The sequence below is a fragment of the Nocardiopsis sp. MG754419 genome (assembly GCF_018207095.1).
GTDB lineage: Bacteria > Actinomycetota > Actinomycetes > Streptosporangiales > Streptosporangiaceae > Nocardiopsis.
The window spans coordinates 48,491-66,269 of record NZ_QOCZ01000008.1 but is presented as its reverse complement, the minus strand read 5'-3'; the positions used below and the strand labels follow the sequence as shown (position 1 = coordinate 66,269).

At 70.9% G+C, this 17,779-nt stretch carries 15 protein-coding genes and 1 riboswitch; of the genes, 8 read left to right on the top strand and 7 right to left on the bottom strand.

The features are described 5' to 3' along the window. Window positions 1–203 precede the first annotated feature (203 nt). The gene (locus DSY14_RS03015; protein ID WP_211714868.1) at window positions 204–1,862 is read right to left on the bottom strand and encodes a beta-N-acetylhexosaminidase; all 1,659 of its coding nucleotides are present in this window, start codon (window positions 1,860–1,862) and stop codon (window positions 204–206) included. 440 nt (window positions 1,863–2,302) lie between these two features. Here DSY14_RS03015 and DSY14_RS03010 point away from each other — a divergent pair, with 440 nt between their 5' ends. The 3 genes from DSY14_RS03010 (at window position 2,303) to DSY14_RS03000 (ending at window position 4,948) form a co-directional block, all read left to right on the top strand. Beyond that, window positions 2,303–3,196: a DMT family transporter gene (locus DSY14_RS03010; protein ID WP_211714867.1), complete on the top strand. Its 894-nt coding sequence runs from the start codon at window positions 2,303–2,305 to the stop codon at window positions 3,194–3,196. 82 nt (window positions 3,197–3,278) lie between these two features. Beyond that, the gene (locus DSY14_RS03005) at window positions 3,279–4,502 is read left to right on the top strand and encodes a glycosyltransferase (RefSeq protein WP_211714866.1); all 1,224 of its coding nucleotides are present in this window, start codon (window positions 3,279–3,281) and stop codon (window positions 4,500–4,502) included. A 116-nt stretch (window positions 4,503–4,618) separates the two neighbouring features. After that, a complete protein-coding gene (locus DSY14_RS03000; RefSeq protein WP_211714865.1) occupies window positions 4,619–4,948 on the top strand; it encodes a hypothetical protein in 330 nt (109 codons plus the stop codon). A gap of 111 nt (window positions 4,949–5,059) precedes the next feature. Here DSY14_RS03000 and DSY14_RS02995 read toward each other — a convergent pair whose 3' ends face one another. Beyond that, window positions 5,060–6,010, bottom strand: a complete 951-nt coding sequence (locus DSY14_RS02995; RefSeq protein ID WP_211714864.1) for a LysR family transcriptional regulator — start codon at window positions 6,008–6,010, stop codon at window positions 5,060–5,062. A 148-nt stretch (window positions 6,011–6,158) separates the two neighbouring features. On the opposite strand from DSY14_RS02995, the gene DSY14_RS02990 reads away from it, so the two are divergent. Further along, window positions 6,159–7,493 (top strand): pyridoxal phosphate-dependent aminotransferase, encoded by a 1,335-nt coding sequence (locus tag DSY14_RS02990; protein WP_211714863.1) that lies wholly within the window; start codon window positions 6,159–6,161, stop codon window positions 7,491–7,493. A 138-nt stretch (window positions 7,494–7,631) separates the two neighbouring features. Here DSY14_RS02990 and DSY14_RS02985 read toward each other — a convergent pair whose 3' ends face one another. Further along, window positions 7,632–8,828: a glycosyltransferase family 1 protein gene (locus tag DSY14_RS02985; protein WP_211714862.1), complete on the bottom strand. Its 1,197-nt coding sequence runs from the start codon at window positions 8,826–8,828 to the stop codon at window positions 7,632–7,634. A 214-nt stretch (window positions 8,829–9,042) separates the two neighbouring features. Between DSY14_RS02985 and DSY14_RS02980 the strand changes: the two genes are divergently transcribed. The 3 genes from DSY14_RS02980 to DSY14_RS02970 all read left to right on the top strand — a co-directional run bounded on the left by DSY14_RS02980 (window position 9,043) and on the right by DSY14_RS02970 (window position 11,596). Continuing rightward, entirely contained in the window at window positions 9,043–9,303 is a 261-nt protein-coding gene (locus DSY14_RS02980) for a DUF6457 domain-containing protein (RefSeq protein WP_211714861.1), read from the top strand. A gap of 205 nt (window positions 9,304–9,508) precedes the next feature. Further along, the gene (locus tag DSY14_RS02975) at window positions 9,509–10,954 is read left to right on the top strand and encodes a sodium:alanine symporter family protein (RefSeq protein ID WP_211714860.1); all 1,446 of its coding nucleotides are present in this window, start codon (window positions 9,509–9,511) and stop codon (window positions 10,952–10,954) included. Between the two features lie 306 nt (window positions 10,955–11,260). Next, the gene (locus tag DSY14_RS02970) at window positions 11,261–11,596 is read left to right on the top strand and encodes a hypothetical protein (protein ID WP_211714859.1); all 336 of its coding nucleotides are present in this window, start codon (window positions 11,261–11,263) and stop codon (window positions 11,594–11,596) included. A 63-nt stretch (window positions 11,597–11,659) separates the two neighbouring features. On the opposite strand, the gene DSY14_RS02965 is transcribed toward DSY14_RS02970, so the two are convergent. After that, window positions 11,660–12,232 (bottom strand): TetR/AcrR family transcriptional regulator, encoded by a 573-nt coding sequence (locus DSY14_RS02965; RefSeq protein WP_211714858.1) that lies wholly within the window; start codon window positions 12,230–12,232, stop codon window positions 11,660–11,662. A gap of 106 nt (window positions 12,233–12,338) precedes the next feature. On the opposite strand from DSY14_RS02965, the gene DSY14_RS02960 reads away from it, so the two are divergent. Next, a complete protein-coding gene (locus DSY14_RS02960) occupies window positions 12,339–13,364 on the top strand; it encodes an aldo/keto reductase (protein WP_211714857.1) in 1,026 nt (341 codons plus the stop codon). Between the two features lie 329 nt (window positions 13,365–13,693). Here DSY14_RS02960 and thiD read toward each other — a convergent pair whose 3' ends face one another. From thiD to DSY14_RS02945, 3 genes are all read right to left on the bottom strand, one after another. Next, window positions 13,694–14,497 carry a bifunctional hydroxymethylpyrimidine kinase/phosphomethylpyrimidine kinase gene (gene thiD, locus DSY14_RS02955; protein ID WP_211714856.1) on the bottom strand — a complete coding sequence of 268 codons (804 nt, stop codon included), beginning with the start codon at window positions 14,495–14,497 and terminating at the stop codon, window positions 13,694–13,696. Then, window positions 14,486–14,583, bottom strand: a riboswitch (TPP riboswitch). Its footprint overlaps the gene before it by 12 nt. Before the next feature lie 67 nt (window positions 14,584–14,650). Continuing rightward, on the bottom strand, window positions 14,651–15,577 hold the full coding sequence (locus tag DSY14_RS02950; RefSeq protein ID WP_211714855.1) for a DUF368 domain-containing protein: 927 nt from the start codon (window positions 15,575–15,577) through the stop codon (window positions 14,651–14,653). A 349-nt stretch (window positions 15,578–15,926) separates the two neighbouring features. Continuing rightward, window positions 15,927–17,588 (bottom strand): acyl-CoA synthetase, encoded by a 1,662-nt coding sequence (locus DSY14_RS02945; RefSeq protein WP_211714854.1) that lies wholly within the window; start codon window positions 17,586–17,588, stop codon window positions 15,927–15,929. Between the last annotated feature and the right edge of the window lie 191 nt (window positions 17,589–17,779).

Here is a 17,779-nt window from a genome sequence, read left to right as displayed (position 1 = left end):
GGGGCGCGAGGACGCCGGGGCCAGGCGCGGCGTCCCCGGCCCGGTCGCGGGGCGGAGCGCCACGGGGCCTCCACACCGCCACCGTGGGTGTGGGGGTCCCGTGGACGGGTGTCGGCCCCGATACCGGGGTCACGCGGTCACCGTGGTCGGAACGTGTCCCGTGCGGTGGTCACCGGCCCTGGAACGCGCCCGCGGGGGAGGGCTCAGGGCCGATCCGGGCCCTGACCCGTGGTGTCGGCGTCGGCACCGGGTTCGCCCCACCCCCGGAGCCCCGGCCGGGTGTGCCAGGGGCGGGGGCCGTCCAGCGGGCGGTACTCCACCCCCGCGGCGTCCAGACGGCCGAGGTGGTGCGCCAGGCGCGGCTCGAACTCGGCCCAGTCGCGCCGATGGGTCGACCAGGCCTTCTCCGCGAACGCCGAGATGCGCGGGAACGCCATGTAGTCGAGCCTGCGCGGGGTGTCGATGTGCTCCGTCCACAGGTTCACCTGGGTGCCCAGGACGTGCGCGGCCTCCTTCTCGGTGAGCTCGGCCGGGATCGGGTCGCTCGTGTACACGTCCTCCACCCGCAGCAGCGTGCCCACCTTGACCGGCTCGTCCGGGCTCTCGGACTGTTTGTAGTCCAGGTAGGAGGTGGCGGTGGGCACCATGACGACGTCGTGGCCCGCGCGGGCGGCGGCGATCCCGCCTTCCTCACCACGCCAGGACATGACCGTGGCGCCGGGCGCCAGCCCACCCTCGAGGATCTCGTCCCAGCCGAGCAACCGGCGACCGCGTTCGGTGAGGTGGTCGTCCAACCGACGGATGAACCAGCTCTGGAGCTCTTCCTCGTCGGCCAGTCCCTCGTCGCGGATGCGCTGCTGCGCCGAGGCGCTGTTCTTCCACTGCGTCTTGGGACACTCGTCCCCGCCCACGTGGATGTAGGGGCTCGGGAACAGCTCGATGAGTTCGTCGAAGACGTTCTTGTAGAAGTCGAGTACGTGGTCGGTGACGGCCAGGACCTCCTCGAAGATGCCCCACCGCGTCCCGACCGGGATGTCGCCGACCTCGCCGAGTTCGGGGTAGGCGTGGATCGCGGCCTGGGAGTGGCCCGGCACGTCGATCTCCGGGACCACCGTGATGTGCCGGGCGGCGGCGTAGGCGACGATCTCACGGATGTCGTCCTGGGTGAGGAACCCGCCGTGCGGGCGTCCGTCGAAGACCGGCGGTTCGGTGCTGCCGAGCTGGCTCTCCGTCCGCCAGGAGGCCAGCTCGGTGAGCTTCGGATAACGGCGGATCTCCACCCGCCACCCCTGGTCGTCGGTCAGGTGCAGGTGCAGCACGTTGAGTTTGTGCAGGGCGAGCAGGTCGATGAACCGCAGGATCTCCCGTCGCGGTTGGAAGTGCCGCGCGATGTCGAGCATCGCGCCCCGCCAGCGGAACCGGGGCGCGTCGGTGATCCGGACGGCGGGCAGCCGCCACTCGGTGGCGTCCGTGCCACGGTCCACGGGGGCGGAACGGTACGCGTCCACGGGCAGGAGCTGGCGCAGCGTCTGAGCACCGTAGAAGACCCCCGCGGCGTCGTGTCCGACGACGAGGGCGCCTTCCACGTCCACGATCAGTCGGTAGCCCTCCGGTCCCAGGCCGGCGGTGGGGTCCACGCTCAGGCGGATCCGCGCGTCCTCTTCATGGCCGACGGCCAGAGGCAGCCCGGTCGCGGCGCCCAGCTCGCGCCGCAGCCAGGTGAGGGTGGACGCGGCGGCCTGGTCGGCGGAGATGCGGGTGGCGGCGTCGAGCACCAGCCCTTCCGTGCCTTCGGTGGTGATCTCGCGGGGCACGGGTACCAGGGAGACGTCCGAGGGGGCGGTACGGGGGTTGTCAGGCACGAGGCGCTGCTCCTATCCGGTCTAGACCAATTCCCGACATAGTGTCACGCCCACTCGTGCCGGCCCAAGGGTCCGGTGCCAATCGGTCTTTCGGCCTGCGGCGTTAGGGGCCATCCCATACCTAGTTTTGACCCGCAATGGCTCTTAGGGCATCGGCTTTTGCGGCACACGTAGGGACGTGGGACCGATGTGCGCCTCGCCGAAACGACGGGGCGCCGTCGTCGATGGTCGTGTGCGCACCAGCGCACCAGGAGGAGATGTCACCACCACGCAGAGGGGGGTCGGCCTTATCGCCTGGTCACACCCCTGTTCCGTAGAGTTCTGCCATACCCGGTTCCGGGTGAACGCGGGTGCGGACCGAGCGTCGGAGGAGACGGGATGCGGGCGATGACACGGGGCGCCCAGGATGACGTTCCGCTCCGGTCGGAGCGGGGCCACTGATGATCTGGCACGTGCTCATCGCCGTGACGGGCGCCTTCAGCCTGGCGTTCGGTTCGGCGATGCAGGAGCGCGACGCGGTCCGGGCCCCGGGCCGACAGGTCGCGCGTGCGGGTTTCCTGTTGCACCTCCTGCGCCAACCCCGGTGGCTGCTGGGCAGCGGTGCGGTCGTACTGGGCGCGACGTTGCACCTGATCGCCCTCAGCGGGGCGCCGCTCACCATCATCCAGCCCATCGGGGTCACCGGACTGTTGTTCGCCATCGTGCTGTCGGCGCTCTTCAACCGCCAGCGGGTGCGGGCCTCACAGATCTTCGCCGGGATCGCGGTCATGGTCGGGCTGGTCGGTGTGCTGTGGCTGTTCCCGCACGGTGTGGAGACCCCGGTGATGTCGACCGAGACCGGTCTGTGGCTGGCCGGTGGGGTCATCGGCGCCGGTCTGCTCGTCTACGTCACGGCGCACTGGATGCCCAGCGGTGCCCGCGCCCTCGCGCTCGCCCTGGCCGGCGGATCCGCGCTCGGCACCACCTCCGGTCTGGCCCGGGTGGTCGCCGCCGGCGCCACCGCCGACCCGGTGCACCTCTTCAGTTGGTTGACCCTCCTGGCGTGCGTCACCGCCGTGTTCGGCGCCCTGCTCCTGCAGAACGCCTACCGGACCGGTCACTTCGCCGCCGCCTACGCGACCCTGCTCATCGCCGACCCCGTGGTCGGGGTCGGGATCGGCGCGCTCCTCCTGGGCGAGGGTGTGCCCGACACCCCGGTGACCGCCATCGCGGCCGTGCTCTTCGCCCTGGTGGCGATCCTGGGCACGGTGAGCCTGGCCCGTTCCCGACATCGGAACCCGGAGGCCGCCGACCCCGCGTCGGCCCCCTCCGGCGAGCGCTCCCAGAGCCGTTGAACCACGCCCACCCGACACCCGCCGACACCACACCTGGTGTGCCGATCGCGGGCACCACGCGTCGAACGAAGGAGTTCTCACCATGGTCCAGTCCGATCGTCCACTGAGTGTGCTCATCGCTTCGGACACCTATCCACCCGACGTCAACGGTGCCGCGTACTTCACCCACCGCCTGGCGGAGGGGATGGCCGGGCGGGGGCATCGGGTGCACGTGGTGTGCCCCTCGGCGGAGGGCGAACCGCACGTGAGGGTGAACGGCCCGGTGACCGAGCACCGTCTGAGGTCGGCGCCGATCCCCTTCCAGACCGACATGCGGGCGGCTCTTCCCCTGGGCATGAGCGGGCACATCGCGCGGCTGCTGCGGCGCCTGGACCCCGACGTGGTCCACGTCCAGAGCCACTTCACGCTCAGTCGCGCGGCGTTGCGCCGGGCCCGTTCCCTGGGCGTTCCCGTGCTGCTCACCAACCACTTCATGCCGGACAACCTGTACGCGCACGCCCATGTCCCCCGTCCGATGCAGCGGTGGGCGGGCGCCGCCGCGTGGGGGGACATGGTGCGGGTGGCGATGGAGGCCGACCACGTGACCACGCCGACCCCGCGGGCGGCGGAGCTGTTGCGGGAGAAGGGGTTCGCGAGGGAGATCGAGGCGATCTCGTGCGGGATCGATCTGGACCGCTTCGCGCCGCGGCCGGGAGAGCGGGACCGCGCGCGGGCCCGGTTCGGGTTGCCCGACCGTGACACCGTGGTGTTCGTGGGGCGCCTGGACGAGGAGAAGCGGATCGAGGACACGATCCGGGCGTTGGCCCGGGTCGCGCCCGAACGCGACGTGCAGTTGGCCCTGGCCGGCACCGGGCGCTGTGAGGAGGAGCTCCGGGCGCTCGCCGTGCGGATCGGCGTGGACGACCGTGTGTTCTTCCTGGGGTTCGTGCCGGACGAAGACCTGCCGCTGGTGTACACCGCCGCGGACGCGTTCGCCATCGCGGGCGTGGCCGAGCTGCAGAGCATCGCCACGCTGGAGGCGATGTCGGCGGGGTTGCCCGTGGTGGCGGCCGAGGCCATGGCGCTGCCGCACCTGGTGGAGAACGGACGCAACGGGTTCCTGTTCCCACCGGGGGACGACGCGGTCCTGGCCGAACGGCTCCTGGCGGTGCTCGGAGCGGGCCGGGAGGCGTTCGGGGCGGCCAGTCGTCTGGTGGCCCGGGAACACGACCACCACCGATCGTTGGACCGGTTCGAACGGGTCTACACGCGGCTGCGCGCGTGGGGCGCGGTCGGCGCGGAGCGTGGGCGTTCCCTGGTCGCCTGAGAGGGCGCTCCGTCGTGGCGGCACCGAGAAAATGGACAAATAAGCCTTATGCCACTTTCCGTATTCTTTGCGTAGCCAACGGTGATGTTGGGGCACTTCGGGAAACACATGAAGTTGTGTGGTTCGAAGGCATCAGCGGACAGGCAGGCCTCGGCCGGCTCTCCAAGGGCGGGAACATGACCGAGGGCCTCACCGAACGGCTGCTCAGCGCCGAACGGGAGGCGGGGTTCCACGAGCGCGACATGTCGTCGTTCGAACGCGAACGCATCGACTTGGAGCACCGGGTGAACCGGATGGAGGCCGAGCTGGAGTCCCTGCGCAAACGGAGACTGGAAGCCTACTCTCGTTGGTGGAACGCCCGCGACGACCGTGATCGCGCTCGACACGTCTGTCGCCGACTCCGCCGCAGGATCGACAAGGTGCGCCGACGGGGGAGCGGCGCGTGAGGGTGCCGGGTCCCGGCGCCGCACCACCGAACGCGGTACGCCTCGGGCGTGCCGCGTTCCTCCGTGTCCGGCGCCCCGCACGTTCGGCGCCCCCACGCGCCGCGCGCCAGCTCACCGCGTGGGGTCGTCCGCCGTGGTGAGGGGATCGATCTCGTCCTCCACGCTGCGGGCCGCCTGCCGGAGGGCGTCCAGGGTCACCCGCACGGCGGGCCGGCGCAGCGAGGCCGGGCGCAGCACCGCGTACACCTGCCGCTCCGGCGGTGAGGGCAGCCGCCGGTAGACCAGGCCCGCCGGCGCTCCGACCATCGCCAGGGCCGGGACCGCGGCGATCCCGATCCCCTTCGAGACCAGGCTCAGGATCGTGCCCAAGCCCTCGAACTCCCAGGTGGCCGCCGGCAACCCGCCCACCTCGGAGAAGAGCTTGTCGGTGCCGTAGCGCGAACGCTCCCCCTCCGGGGCCACGATCCACGACTCGTTGAGCAGCCGGTCCAACACCAGCGGAACGTAGGGGTCCGCGAGTCGGTGGTCCTCCGGGACCGCCAGCACCATCGGGTCCCGCAGCAGGTGGACGTGGCGCAGCCCGCTGTCCGGACCCCGTCCCGGGTGTTGGCCGGTCCATTCGTCGACGATCGCGACGTCGACCTCGCGCGAGCGGACCTTCTGCGTGCCGGTGGCCAGCAGCGTCTGCCGCAGCACCAACTGCATGCCCTCGTGTCGACGCAGTGGGGGCGCCAGCTGCGGCGCGAACGCCACCGCGGCGGTCGGGAAGGCGGTCACCGTGACCACGCCCAGGGCGACGTCGGCCTGCTCGGCCAGCACCGATTCGGCCGCCTCGACCATCGCCAGGATCTCTCCGGCCTGGTCCACCAGGAGGCGGCCGGCGTCGGTGAGTTCGGCCCCGCGCGGGGAGCGGTCCAGCAGCGGCACCCCCGTCTCCCGTTCCAGGGTGGCGAGCTGTTGGGAGACGGCCGAGGGCGTGTACCCGAGGGCGCTCGCGGTGGCGACGATCGTGCCCCGGACGCTGAATTCTCGGAGCAACTGCAGGCGGCGGAGATCGAGCATAAGGATATCTTAACCTCAGCATCGGAAAGAGTCGCTTGTACTGATGACCATTCCTGGGCAGGGTGGAATTCGAGAGGTCGCCCACCGGGCGCCACACCGGCCCGAGGATCGACCCGGCGCCCAACGTCCAATCGGAGATGAGTCATCGATGACCGTCACTGTGTCCGCCACGCTCGCCGTCAACGAAGCCCTCGCCGAGAAGCGCCGCCAGGGGGTGCGCGTTCTTCCGCTCGGCTTCGGTGAGGCAGGACTGCCGGTGCACCCGGTCATGCGGGACCGACTCTCCGCGGGCAACGGTGCCAACGCCTACGGTCCCGTCGCGGGCTCGCCCGCACTGCGCGAGGCCGCGGCCGGGTACTGGGAACGCCGCGGTCTGCCCACCGACCCCGACCTGGTCATCGCCGGACCCGGAAGCAAACCGCTCCTGTACAGCCTGCTCCTCGAGATCGGTGGCGACACCGCCATCGCGGCGCCCAGCTGGGTCAGCTACGCCGCGCAGAGCCGACTCCTGGGACAGAACCCCCTCCTGGTACCGACCGCCACCGGCCAGGGCGGCGTACCCCAGCCGGACCTGCTGCACGCCGCCGTCACCGCCGCCCGTGAGCAGGGGCGTACCGTCAACGCCGTCATCGTCACCGTGCCCGACAACCCGACCGGGACGGTCGCCGACGCCGAGACGGTACGCCGACTCGCCGACGTCGCCCGCGAACTCGACCTCGTCATCATCTCCGACGAGATCTACCGGGACCTGGTCCACCTGGACGCGGAGGGTCGCGAGAGCGCCGTCGTGCGCAGCCCCGCCGAGTACGCGCCCGAGCGCACCGTCATCTCCAGCGGTCTGAGCAAGAACCTGGCCCTGGGCGGCTGGCGGATCGGTGTCCTGCGCCTGCCCGACTCCGCGATCGGCCACCGCCTGCGCGGCGGACTGCTCGGTGTGGCCAGCGAGATCTGGTCCAGCCCGGCCGCACCCGTGCAGGAGGCCGCGGCGCACGCCTTCGCCGAGCCGGCCGCGCTGGTCGACCACATCGACCGCAGCCGCCGCCTGCACGGCATCGTGGCGCGGGCCGTCGCCGACACCTTCACCCGAGCCGGGGCGAAGGTGGCGGCCCCCAATGCCGCCTTCTACCTGTACCCGGACTTCGAACCGGTCCGGGAACGCCTCGGCGCCCTGCACGGGATCACCACCGGACCCGAACTCACCGGGTTGCTGCTGGAGCGGTACGGGATGGGGGTCCTGCCCGCGGTCGAGTTCGGCGAGAGCCCCGACACCCTGCGCATGCGCGTGGCCACCAGCCTGCTCTACGGCGACTCCGAGGAGCGTCGTTACGCCGCCCTGGCCGCACACGACCCGCTGGCCCTGCCGTGGATCCGCGCCCACCTGGACCGGCTCGCCGAGGTCCTCGGCGGTCTGCTGGACGAGGGCGCGGAACACGCCACCACCGTGATCCCGGTGCGTCGCGAGGTCGCGCGATCGGCCCAGTGAACCGGTATCCCGAGCCTGTGTCCGCCACGTTTTAAGGGGGCGAGGCGGACACAACCGACGGGTCCCTCCCCCATCTCTCTCGGGGAGGGGCCCGTTCGTGTCGCCGGGGGCGAGCGACGGCTCGTCGGGCCGGTCGGGTCAGGTGCCCAGGCGCTGCGCCGACCGGGCGGCCAGCTCCCGGCTGGGGGTGATCACGGAACGGTAGTGGGCCACCAGTTCGCGGTTGACCCTGGTCCAGGTCCGATGCGCCACCGAGGGCCGTGCGGCCTCCGCCATCCTCCGACGCACCTGCCCGTTGTGGGCCAGTCGACCGACCGCGACCTTGAACGCGCGCACCGATGCGGGTTCGTACAACAGACCGTTGTGTTCGTCGGTGACCAGGTCGAGCGGGCCGCCGGCGGCTGGGGCCACCACCGGTACCCCGGAGGCGAGCGCCTCCTGTACGGCCTGGCAGAAGGTCTCGTCGGCCCCGGTGTGCACGAACACGTCCAGAGCCGCGTACAGCCGTGACAGGTCCTCGCCCGTGCGCCGACCGGTGAACACCGCGTCCGGCAGCCGCCGCCGCAGCCACGCCAGGTCGGGGCCGTCACCGACCACCACCAACCGGACGCCGCGCATGCGCTCCAGGTGCGCCAGCAGTTCCACACGCTTGTCCCTGGACAGCCGCCCCACGTAGCCGACGATGGTCTCGCCGTTCGGGGCCAGCCGACGCCGTAGCTCCTCTGAGCGGTGTTCGGGGTGGAAGCGGTCGGTGTCCACCCCCCGGCGCCACAGCGCCAACCGTGGGAACCCGCGGTCGGACAGCGCTTCCATCGTTGCGGAGGAGGGGACCAGCGTCCGGTCCACCGCCGAGTGGACGCGGTGCAGCGCGGACCACAGCGCCTCGCCGCCGGGGAGGCCGAACCGTCCGGCGAAACCGGCCAGGTCGGTCTGGAACACGCCCACGGTCGGCAACGCCCAGCGACGTGCCACGTCCACGGCCGCGGCGCCGAAGAGCGTGGGCGAGGCCAGGTGCACCACGTCGGGGGCGAAGGCGCGCAGGGCGGCGGTCATCGACCGTCGCAGCGGCAGACCGACGGGAAAGTCCCGGTACACCGGGAGGGGGACCGCCGGCGAGCGCAGCACCGGGAACCCGGCGTACGAGGTGGGTCCGCGGCCGGGCGCGAGCACCACGGCCCGGTGGCCTTCGGCGGCCAGGTGCTCGGTCACCCGGCACACGGAGTTGGTCACCCCGTTGATCTGGGGCAGGAACGACTCGGTCACGACGGCCACCCGAAGGGGACGATCGGGGTCGGTGGTCGGGGGGTGGTGGATGAGCGGAGTGGTGGGGGACATGCGCACGGGCTCCCAACGCCGGATTCTCGCTGCTCCCGACGCTAGGCTCGGAGAATGAACCGGGGCCGCTGCCCGGACGAACCGTCCCCGAAGGGTGGGCGTGTGTTCGACGAGCGGGCGGTGACGAGGCGGGTACCGTCGTCTGGCCGCACCATGACCCCGGGATGGCTATGATCGCCGACAGTTTTCGGCACACATGTGAAGGAGTCGAACAGTGACCCTTGTGGAATGGGCGGGGCTGGTGTTCGAGGAGCTCGACCTGTCCGGGAGCGAACCGCTCCAGAAGGCCGACGTCGACCGCATCCTCGATCTGGCACGTGATGCCGCTCACTCCGTCGCACGGCCGGCGGCGCCGCTCACCACCTACCTGTTGGGTGTGGCGGTCGGTAGGGGGGCGGATCCGGTGGAGGCCGCGGCCGTGCTCAGCAGGCTCTCGCTGGCCCACGCCGAAGGTGAGGGTGACACGGCGGGCTGAGGCCCGCTCCGGGCACACCGGAGACGCTCTCGGCACGACGCAACGTTCATGACGAATGCACGTGATTCGTTCGTTACGCGTCAGTGCCATTCTTTGCCGATATCGCAGTGAGCCCATCTGTGCCAACGCGATTCCGAGGGCATCAGTTCCCCCGTTCCGTCACCGGTTCCCTCGACCCCACACCTTCACCGAAAGGGAGTCCCCCGTGGACCAACTCCTTGACATGGCCGGTGTGCTCAGCGACATCATCTGGGGGCCGTTGGTCCTCATCCCGTTGTTGCTGCTCACCGGTGTCTTCCTGACCATCCGGCTGAACCTGCTCCAGTTCACGAAACTCGGACACGCGCTCTGGCTCGCCTTCGTGCGCCGCAAGGAGTCGGACGACCAGGCCGAGGGCGACATCTCGCACTACCAGGCGCTCAGCACCGCCCTCGCCGCCACCGTCGGCGTCGGCAACATCGCCGGTGTCGGTCTCGCCATCGGCATCGGCGGCCCCGGCGCGCTGTTCTGGATGTGGGTCACCGCCCTGTTCGGCATGGCCACCAAGTACAGCGAGGCTCTCCTCGGTGTGAAGTACCGGATCAAGGACGAGAAGGGCGAGCAGGCCGGCGGCCCGATGTACTACCTGCGCAACGGCCTTCCCGGCGGCCTGGGCGTGTTCCTCGGCGGCGCCTTCGCGGTGTTCGGCGCCATCGCCGCCTTCGGTATCGGTAACGGCACGCAGGCCGAGGCCGTCACCAGCGCCGTCAACGACGTCACCGGCATCGACCGCTGGATCATCGGCGCGGTCCTGATGGTCCTGGTCGCCATCGTCATCCTCGGCGGTATCAAGAGCATCGGCCGCTTCGCCTCGGCGATCGTGCCGTTCATGATCATCGGGTTCATCTTCATGAACCTGCTGGTCCTGATGATCAACTGGGAGCAGCTGCTCCCCGCCTTCCAGCTGGTCTTCAGCGACGCCTTCACCGGCACCTCCGCCGCCGGCGGTTTCGCGGGCGCCACGCTCATGATGGTCATCCGCACCGGTGTGGCCCGCGGCATCTTCTCCAACGAGTCCGGCCTGGGCACCGGTGCCATCGCCGCTGCTGCGGCCAAGACCACCCAGCCGGTCCGTCAGGCCATGGTGTCGATGACCCAGACCTTCATCGACACCATCATCATGGTCACCCTGACCGCGATGATGATCATCACCTCCGGCCTGTGGAACGCCGACGAGGCCGCCGGGTACGACCCGGACCAGAAGGGCGTCCTGCTCACCTCGGGTTCCATGGAACAGTCGCTGTCCCAGATCAGCCCGGCTCTCGGCTCCTTCGGTGTCATCTTCATCGCCGGCGCCGTGGCGATCTTCGCCTACACGACCATCCTCGGCTGGTCCTACTACGGCGAACGCTGCATGGTGTACCTGGCCAAGGGCAAGCGTTTCCTGGTCCTGCCCTACCGTCTGGTGTTCATCGCCGTCGTGTTCGTCGGCGCGACCGCCAGCATCGACGCGGTCTGGCTGTTCAGCGACATCGCCAACGGTCTGATGGCCCTGCCGAACCTGGTGGGTCTGCTCCTGCTGTCCCCGGTCATCGTCGCCGAGACCCGCAAGTTCTTCGGCTACCCGAACTGGAAGGACCCGGACGCCGTCATGGAGGACGTCCGGAAGTGACGGGGGAGGGCGCCTGAGGGGCCCGACCTCGCGCGAGGCACAGAGGAAGGGGGCCCGGTCCGCACGGACCGGCCCCCTTTTTCGTGTTCATGAGGGCCGTGCCGCCCACCCTCGGTGGCGGCCCCGTCCCGATGAGCCGGCCCGGAGGGCGCGGGGCCTCGGCGGCGGTGGTCCCGGGAGCGCTGGTGCGCAGGCGGGGTAGGGCCGGCGGGGATCTCCCAGCCCTACCTCTACCGCCTCTACCCGAACAAGGAGGCGCTGTTCGCGGCGGCGGTCGACCACGTCTCGGACGTGATGGCGCGGACGTTGTCGCGCTTCGCGTGGGACTCCGAACGGGCGGAGAGGACACCGGAGGAGACGCTCCAGGTGGCGCGCGAGGCTCTCGCCGTGTTGGTCGCCCATCGCACGATCCTCGGGTTCCTCGCGCACGCCAACCGCGCGGCGGGCGAGCCGCTCGTCCGTGAGGCGATCCGTCGCTGCTACGCCACGCAGGTGGACATCGTCCAGGCGATGGTCGACGGTGACGCGGAGGCGGCCCGCGGCTGGTTCGGGGCGAGCATGATCGACAACATGGCTGCCATGTTGGACCTGGACGAGGTCGACGAACCCTGGGCGCACGTCCTCGGCGGGCGTTTTTCCTGAGCCATCGTACCGGCCGCCCCATGGTGAGCCCTGGCCGGACGGCCGGTGGCCGGCCCGGGGTTCCTACTCCGGGGCCGAGGGGTTCTTGGCGCCGTAACGCAACCCGTCGAGGAGCAGCGCCACCATCCTGTAGACCCGCGGGCCGTCGTCCTCGACCGGTGAGGGCACGCAGAGTTTGGACACCGCGCCCAACAGATCCAGCGGGTCCACGTCCTCCCGCGCTACCCCGGCCGCCACACCGTCATCGAGCAGACGTCCGAGCGCCGGTCCGAGATTCTCGTGGAAGTAACCCGGCAGGGAGTTGTACGCGGGGTCGCCCGAGTGGAGCGCGGCGGCGAGTCCGTGCTTGGTCGCCACGAACCGTGTGTAGCGCTCCAACCAGAGACGCAGAGCCTCGTCGGGTGCGTGCGTGGCGGCGAGGCGCTCCGCGTCGGCCGCGCACGCGTCGATCTCACGGCGGAACACCGCCGCGATCAGGTCGGAGCGGAGCGGGAAGTGCCGGTAGAGCGTCGCCGTCCCCACCCCCGCCCGTGCGGCGATCGCGCGCACGCTCACATCGACCCCCTGTCGGGCGAACTCCTCCTTCGCCGCGGAGAGCAGCGCGTCGATGTTGCGTTGCGCGTCAGCGCGGGGCATACGGATCTCCTTGCTAAGTGGGACACTGTCCCGTATATTCCGAGAACGGGACAGTGTCCCGCTTGGCCGAAGTCTACGACACCGCTCGGTGTCGAGAGGAGACCCGATGAAGTACCGTCCGCTCGGTCGCACCGGTATTCAGGTCAGTCCGTACGCGCTGGGCGCCATGATGTTCGGCGCGATCGGCAACCCGGATCACACCGACGCGATCCGCATCGTCCACAAGGCGCTCGACGCCGGTATCAACCTCATCGACACGGCCGACGTGTACTCTCACGGCGAGTCCGAGGAGATCGTGGGCCAGGCCCTGAAGGGCCGGCGCGACCACGTCGTGCTGGCCACCAAGGTGCACGGGTCCATGGGCGACGACCGCAATCAGCGTGGTCTGTCGCGCAGATGGATCGTCACGGAGGTCGAGAATTCCCTCCGTCGGTTGCGGACCGACCACATCGACCTCTACCAGATCCACCGTCCCGACCCGAGCGTCGACATCGAGGAGACCCTCTCCGCTCTGACCGATCTGGTCCGCGCGGGGAAGGTCCGCGCCATCGGCTCCTCGACGATGCCGGCCTCCGACATGGTCGAGGCCCAGTGGGTGTCCGAACGCCGTGGCCTGGAGCGGTTCCGGGCCGAACAACCGAACTACTCGATCCTCGACCGGGGGATCGAGGCCGAGGTCCTCCCGGTCGCCCTGCGCTACGGGATGGGCGTCCTGGTCTGGAGTCCGCTGGCGCAGGGCCTGCTCACCGGTCGGGGCCGCAAGGGCCGGCCGAGCGACCTGCGGCGCACGAACGTCTTCCGGCACATGACCGACGAGCGCCGACTCGACACGGTCGAACGGCTCGTCCCCGTCGCCGAGCAGGCCGGGATCCCGCTCACACACCTGGCCATGGCCTTCGCCATCGCCCACCCGGGGGTCACGTCGGCGATCGCGGGTCCTCGCACGATGGAACAGCTCGACGATCTCCTGGCCGGAGCGACGGTCCGACTCTCCGATGACGTGCTGGAGCGGATCGACGCCCTCGTCCCACCGGGGACCGGTGTCGGGCGGATGGACATGGCCTACACGCCGCCCGCGATCGAGCACACGCATCTGCGCAGGCGTCCGCCGGACGAGCGGTCGGCCGCGTGAAGGACCGGCGGGCCGACCGTGTCACCGAGGAAGGCGGCGCCCTCGTCGTGCCGGTGGCCCGGTCGGGGGTCGGAGGTGGGTGCGTGGGGCCCGGTGTGACGCAGACGGGTCCCGGGCTCTTCGGGGTGGCCTCTTCGCGTCCACCGGTGTGAGCCGGATGCCGCCGGCCCGTCGTCGCGGCGCCCCCGCGGGACAGGCCCTGCGTGACGTGGACGCGGGGCGCACACGGGCTCCGGCGGGGTCCGGGGGCGTTCGCCCCGGTGAGGTCGCTGCGCGCCTTCGCGGTCCGTGCCCGGACCGAGGTCCCCTGACCGTCGGACGGTCTCGTCCTACCACCAGAGGTGGAAGTGGTGCACCGGGCCCTGACCGCCGCCGGCGTCGATCTCGTCGGCCCGGTGCAGGGCCTCGGTCAGCCAGGTCTTGGCGTCGGACACGGCGATCGCCACGCCCGGGCTCTGCGGGAGGAGGGCGGCGATCGCGGAGGACAGCGTGCAGCCGGTGCCGTGGGTGTTGCGGGTCGCCACGCGCGGGGCGCGCAGTTCCAGCGGCTCCGACACCCCGTCCACCAGCAGGTCGACACTCTCGTCGCCCGGCAGGTGACCGCCCTTGATGAGGACCCGACGCGGCCCCAGCGCGAGGAGCCGTTCCGCCTGGGCCCGCATGGTGTCCAGGTCGGTGGCCTCCTTCTCGTCGAGCAGGTCGGCCGCCTCCGGCAGGTTCGGCGTGATGAGGTCGGCACGGGGCAGCAGCTCCGTGCGCAACGCCTCCATCGCCGCGCGCTCCAGCAGCCGGTCCCCGCTCTTGGCGACCATCACCGGATCCACGACCACGTTCGGCAGGGCGTGTCGGTCGATCGCCGCCGCCACCGCCTCGGTCACCTCGGCGGTGCCTAGCATGCCCACCTTGACCGCGTGCACGGTCGCGTCCTCGAACAGCGTGTCCATCTGGGCGGTGACGAACGACGCGGGGACACCGTGTACTCCGGTGACCCCGCGCGTGGACTGGGCGGTCAACGCCGTCACCACGCTCATCCCGAAGACCCCGTGGGCGGAGAACGACTTCAGGTCGGCCTGGATGCCGGCGCCCCCGCTGGGGTCGCTGCCGGCGATGGACACGACGTTGTACACGCTCATGGGCGTTCCTTCGCTAGTACTAACTAGGGCAGGTTCGACGGGTGTGCTCTCAGCCGGTGGAATCACCGGCACCCCGCGCCGTCGGGGCCGGGGCGCTGTGACGCGCCCACGGGCCCCGACCCGATATGTGGTTGTTCGGTCCGACTCTACGGGTCAGACGGACACGTTCTGGTGGCCGGCCTCGTGTTCGATCCGGGCCCGCTTGCGGTGCTCCCAGACGAGCGCGGCGGCGACCACGACGAAGCCCAGCACGAGGAAGGACACCGTCGCCGGCACGTCGGTGGGCGGCTGGATGTCGCGCGACTCGTCCTGCCAGGGCCACAGGGCCCGGAGCGAACCCGCCATGACACCGGTGAGCACGACCAGGGTGATCTGGCGCTTGTGGTCGAGCAGGTACTGGAGGATCTTCACGAACAGGGCCAGACCGGTGATCGCGCCCGCCGCGAAGGTGAGGATGTAGCCCATGTCGACGGTGCGGACCGCCTGCAGGGTCGGCTCGTAGAGGCCGACGGTCAGCAGGATGAACGAACCCGACATCCCGGGCAGGACCAGGGCGCAGATCGCCACCGCCGCGGCGAAGAACACCACCACCGGGTGGGCGGGCAGGTTGGCCGCGGGCAGGCTGGTGAGGAAGAACGCCGCCGCGGCGACGCCGAGGGCGATCAGGTAGTGGTGCGGCCTCCACGGCAGACCGGCCCCGCTGAAGGGGATCCACACGCTGGCCAGCACCAGACCGAAGAACAGCGCGTAGGCGTACTGCTCGTAGTCGTGCAGCAGGGGCTCGATGGTGAGCAGCGCGATGAGCAGGAACACCACCATGCCGGCCAGGGCCGGCAGGAGGACGTGCCAGTCCGCCTCACCGTACTTTTCCTTGGCCCGGCTCATGCCCTGACCACGCAGACCGTCGGTCACGGTCAGCTTGATCCCGCTGACCACGTGGCCGGCGCCACCGATCAGCTTCTCGTAGAGACCGACGATGAGCGCGACCGTGCCGCCGCTGATGCCCGGCAGGGCCTCGGACGTGCCCACGGCTCCGCCGCGCACGAAGTTGAAGATGTAGGAGCCTGCTGACTTGGCCATGTTGTCGGGCGCAACCCCGGAAGGGTTCCGGGAAGGGGGCGCCGTCCTCCGTCCTGATGGTGCCGCCGGTCCCGTTCCCACGGTAAACCGGCCGGTCAAAGGGGTGCATGGTCGGCGCGGTCCGTCGTGAGTCCACGGGAGGGGTGAGATCCCCTGTCACGCGCCGAGATTCGTCGTCCCGGCCACACGTTGGGGGAGGGGGACCGTGTGCCTCGGGCCGGGCGAGGACATTCTAGCGTCGACGGGGAGGTCGGGGGAGCTTGAGAGCGCCCGAAAGGCCGGTTTCGGCTGAAGGAGTTCGTATCGGCTTAGAGACCGAAAAACGGGTGTCCGCGAGGTGCGCCGTGGATCACCGCAACGGGGCGTTGCGGGCGCCGTCGCCGGCCACCGAGGCGGCCCACCGGTAGTCCTGCTTGCCCACCGCCGTGCGCCGCACCCGGTCCACGAAGTGCACCGTCCGCGGCACCTTGAACCCCGCCAACCGCACCCGACAGTGGCTGCGCAGCGCCCTCTCGTCCGGGGAGTTGCCGGGGGCGAGCGACACCAACGCCGTGACCCGCTGACCGAGCGCCTCGTCCGGCGCGGGCACCACGATCACGTCGTCCACCGACGGGTGCGCCTTGAGCACGGCCTCCACCTCTTCGGGGTACACCTTCTCCCCGGCGGTGTTGATCACCACGCTGCCCCGGCCCAACAGGACGATCGAACCGTCCTCGCCCCGGGTGCCGTAGTCGCCGGACAGCGCCCAGCGCCGCCCCTCGGCGTCCGTGGGGAAGGTGCGGGCGGTGGCGAGGGGATCGTTGTAGTAGCCCAACGGGATCCGCCCGGTGCGGGCGATCCGGCCGACCTCGGGCGAACCCGGTGCCAGCGGTCGCAGGGCGTCGTCGAGCACCGCGATGCTGCCGCCCATCGTGAAGCTGCGCCGCTCGGTGGTGTCGGCCACCGTGGCCGCCTCGTCCGGGGCGGTCGCCGAACCGCACACACCCGTCTCCGAACCCCCGTAGGAGTCGGCCAGGGCCACGTCCGCGCGCCAGGCGCGCCACAGGTTGCGCACCCCCGGGGTCAACGGGGTGCCGCCGGAGCGGACCGAGGTCAGGTCGGGGCAGAGGCCGGGTTCGGTGAGCAGGTGCCGTGCCAACGGGCGCGCCATGGCGTCGCCCACCAGTTGGAGCGAGTGCACACCCTCGCGGTGCGCCAGCTCCAGCACGCGGTCGGGGCGGAAGCTGCGGTCGGTCGACAGCACCACGCGTTTGCCGCACAGCAGCATGCTCAACGCGTTCCACTGCCCGGCGGCGTGCATGAGCGGGCCGAGGACCATCATGCGCTGCGGGAAGCAGAGCGCGGCGCGTTCGGCCACGTCGTGCGGGGTGCGGGCGCGGGGTGTGCCGGGGGAGCGGCGCTCGATCGCGGCGCGGAAGATGTCGGCCTGGCGCCAGAGCACACCCTTGGGATAGCCCGTGGTGCCGCCGGTGTAGAGCAGGTAGTGGTCGTCACCGCCGGTCTCGGGCAGAGCGCTCGCGGGCGTGCCGCCCTCCTCGCTCTGCGCGGCCAGGGCGGTCTCGTAGTCCGTCCCGTCGGCGACGCGCTCGGTACCGTCCTCCAACAGCAGCACGTGCCGCAGTCGGGGCAGGTCGGGCAGTACGGCCGTGACCGTCGCGGCCAGCGAGTCCTCCGCGATGAGCGCCACCGCGTGGGCGTCGGACAGGACGTGCCGCAGCTCGCCCGCCACGTACCGGTAGTTGACGTTGACCGGTACCGCGCCGGCGCGCATCACGCCGAGGAACGACTCCACCCACTCGGCCCGGTTGAACGACAGGATCGCCACGTTCTCGCCGGGCCGCACCCCACTTCCGACCAGGTGCCGCGCCAACCGGGTGGAACGCTCGTGCAACGCGCGGTAGGTCAGCCGTCGGGGACCGGCGACGAGGGCGAGCCGGTCGGGCACCGCCTCGCTCACCGTCGCCACGAGGTGGGCGAGGGAGAAGGGGCTGTCCGGGGATGCGTATGGCACGGCTGTTCCTCCCTGACGTCGTGTGACGGCCGTCCCCGGCGAAGGCGCTCGCGGCGGCTGTGACTGTAGGGCGACCGTACCCGCCGGCGACCTGGCTCATCGGCGTGAGCGCTGTGGACCGCGTCACCTGCACGGGCGTGCCCCGTCACCCCCTCGTGACCTGCTGCGGAACACTCCCGCTCAGGCGGTGT

Bases quoted from the DNA above. Each gene is read 5' to 3' on its own strand.
- DSY14_RS02985 (WP_211714862.1), bottom strand. From the start codon at position 8,828: ATGTCCCCCACCACTCCGCTCATCCACCACCCCCCGACCACCGACCCC.
- DSY14_RS02990 (WP_211714863.1), top strand. From the start codon at position 6,159: ATGACCGTCACTGTGTCCGCCACGCTCGCCGTCAACGAAGCCCTCGCC.
- DSY14_RS02950 (WP_211714855.1), bottom strand. From the start codon at position 15,577: ATGGCCAAGTCAGCAGGCTCCTACATCTTCAACTTCGTGCGCGGCGGA.
- DSY14_RS02960 (WP_211714857.1), top strand. From the start codon at position 12,339: ATGAAGTACCGTCCGCTCGGTCGCACCGGTATTCAGGTCAGTCCGTAC.
- DSY14_RS02995 (WP_211714864.1), bottom strand. From the start codon at position 6,010: ATGCTCGATCTCCGCCGCCTGCAGTTGCTCCGAGAATTCAGCGTCCGG.
- DSY14_RS02965 (WP_211714858.1), bottom strand. From the start codon at position 12,232: ATGCCCCGCGCTGACGCGCAACGCAACATCGACGCGCTGCTCTCCGCG.
- DSY14_RS03010 (WP_211714867.1), top strand. From the start codon at position 2,303: ATGATCTGGCACGTGCTCATCGCCGTGACGGGCGCCTTCAGCCTGGCG.
- thiD (WP_211714856.1), bottom strand. From the start codon at position 14,497: ATGAGCGTGTACAACGTCGTGTCCATCGCCGGCAGCGACCCCAGCGGG.
- DSY14_RS03005 (WP_211714866.1), top strand. From the start codon at position 3,279: ATGGTCCAGTCCGATCGTCCACTGAGTGTGCTCATCGCTTCGGACACC.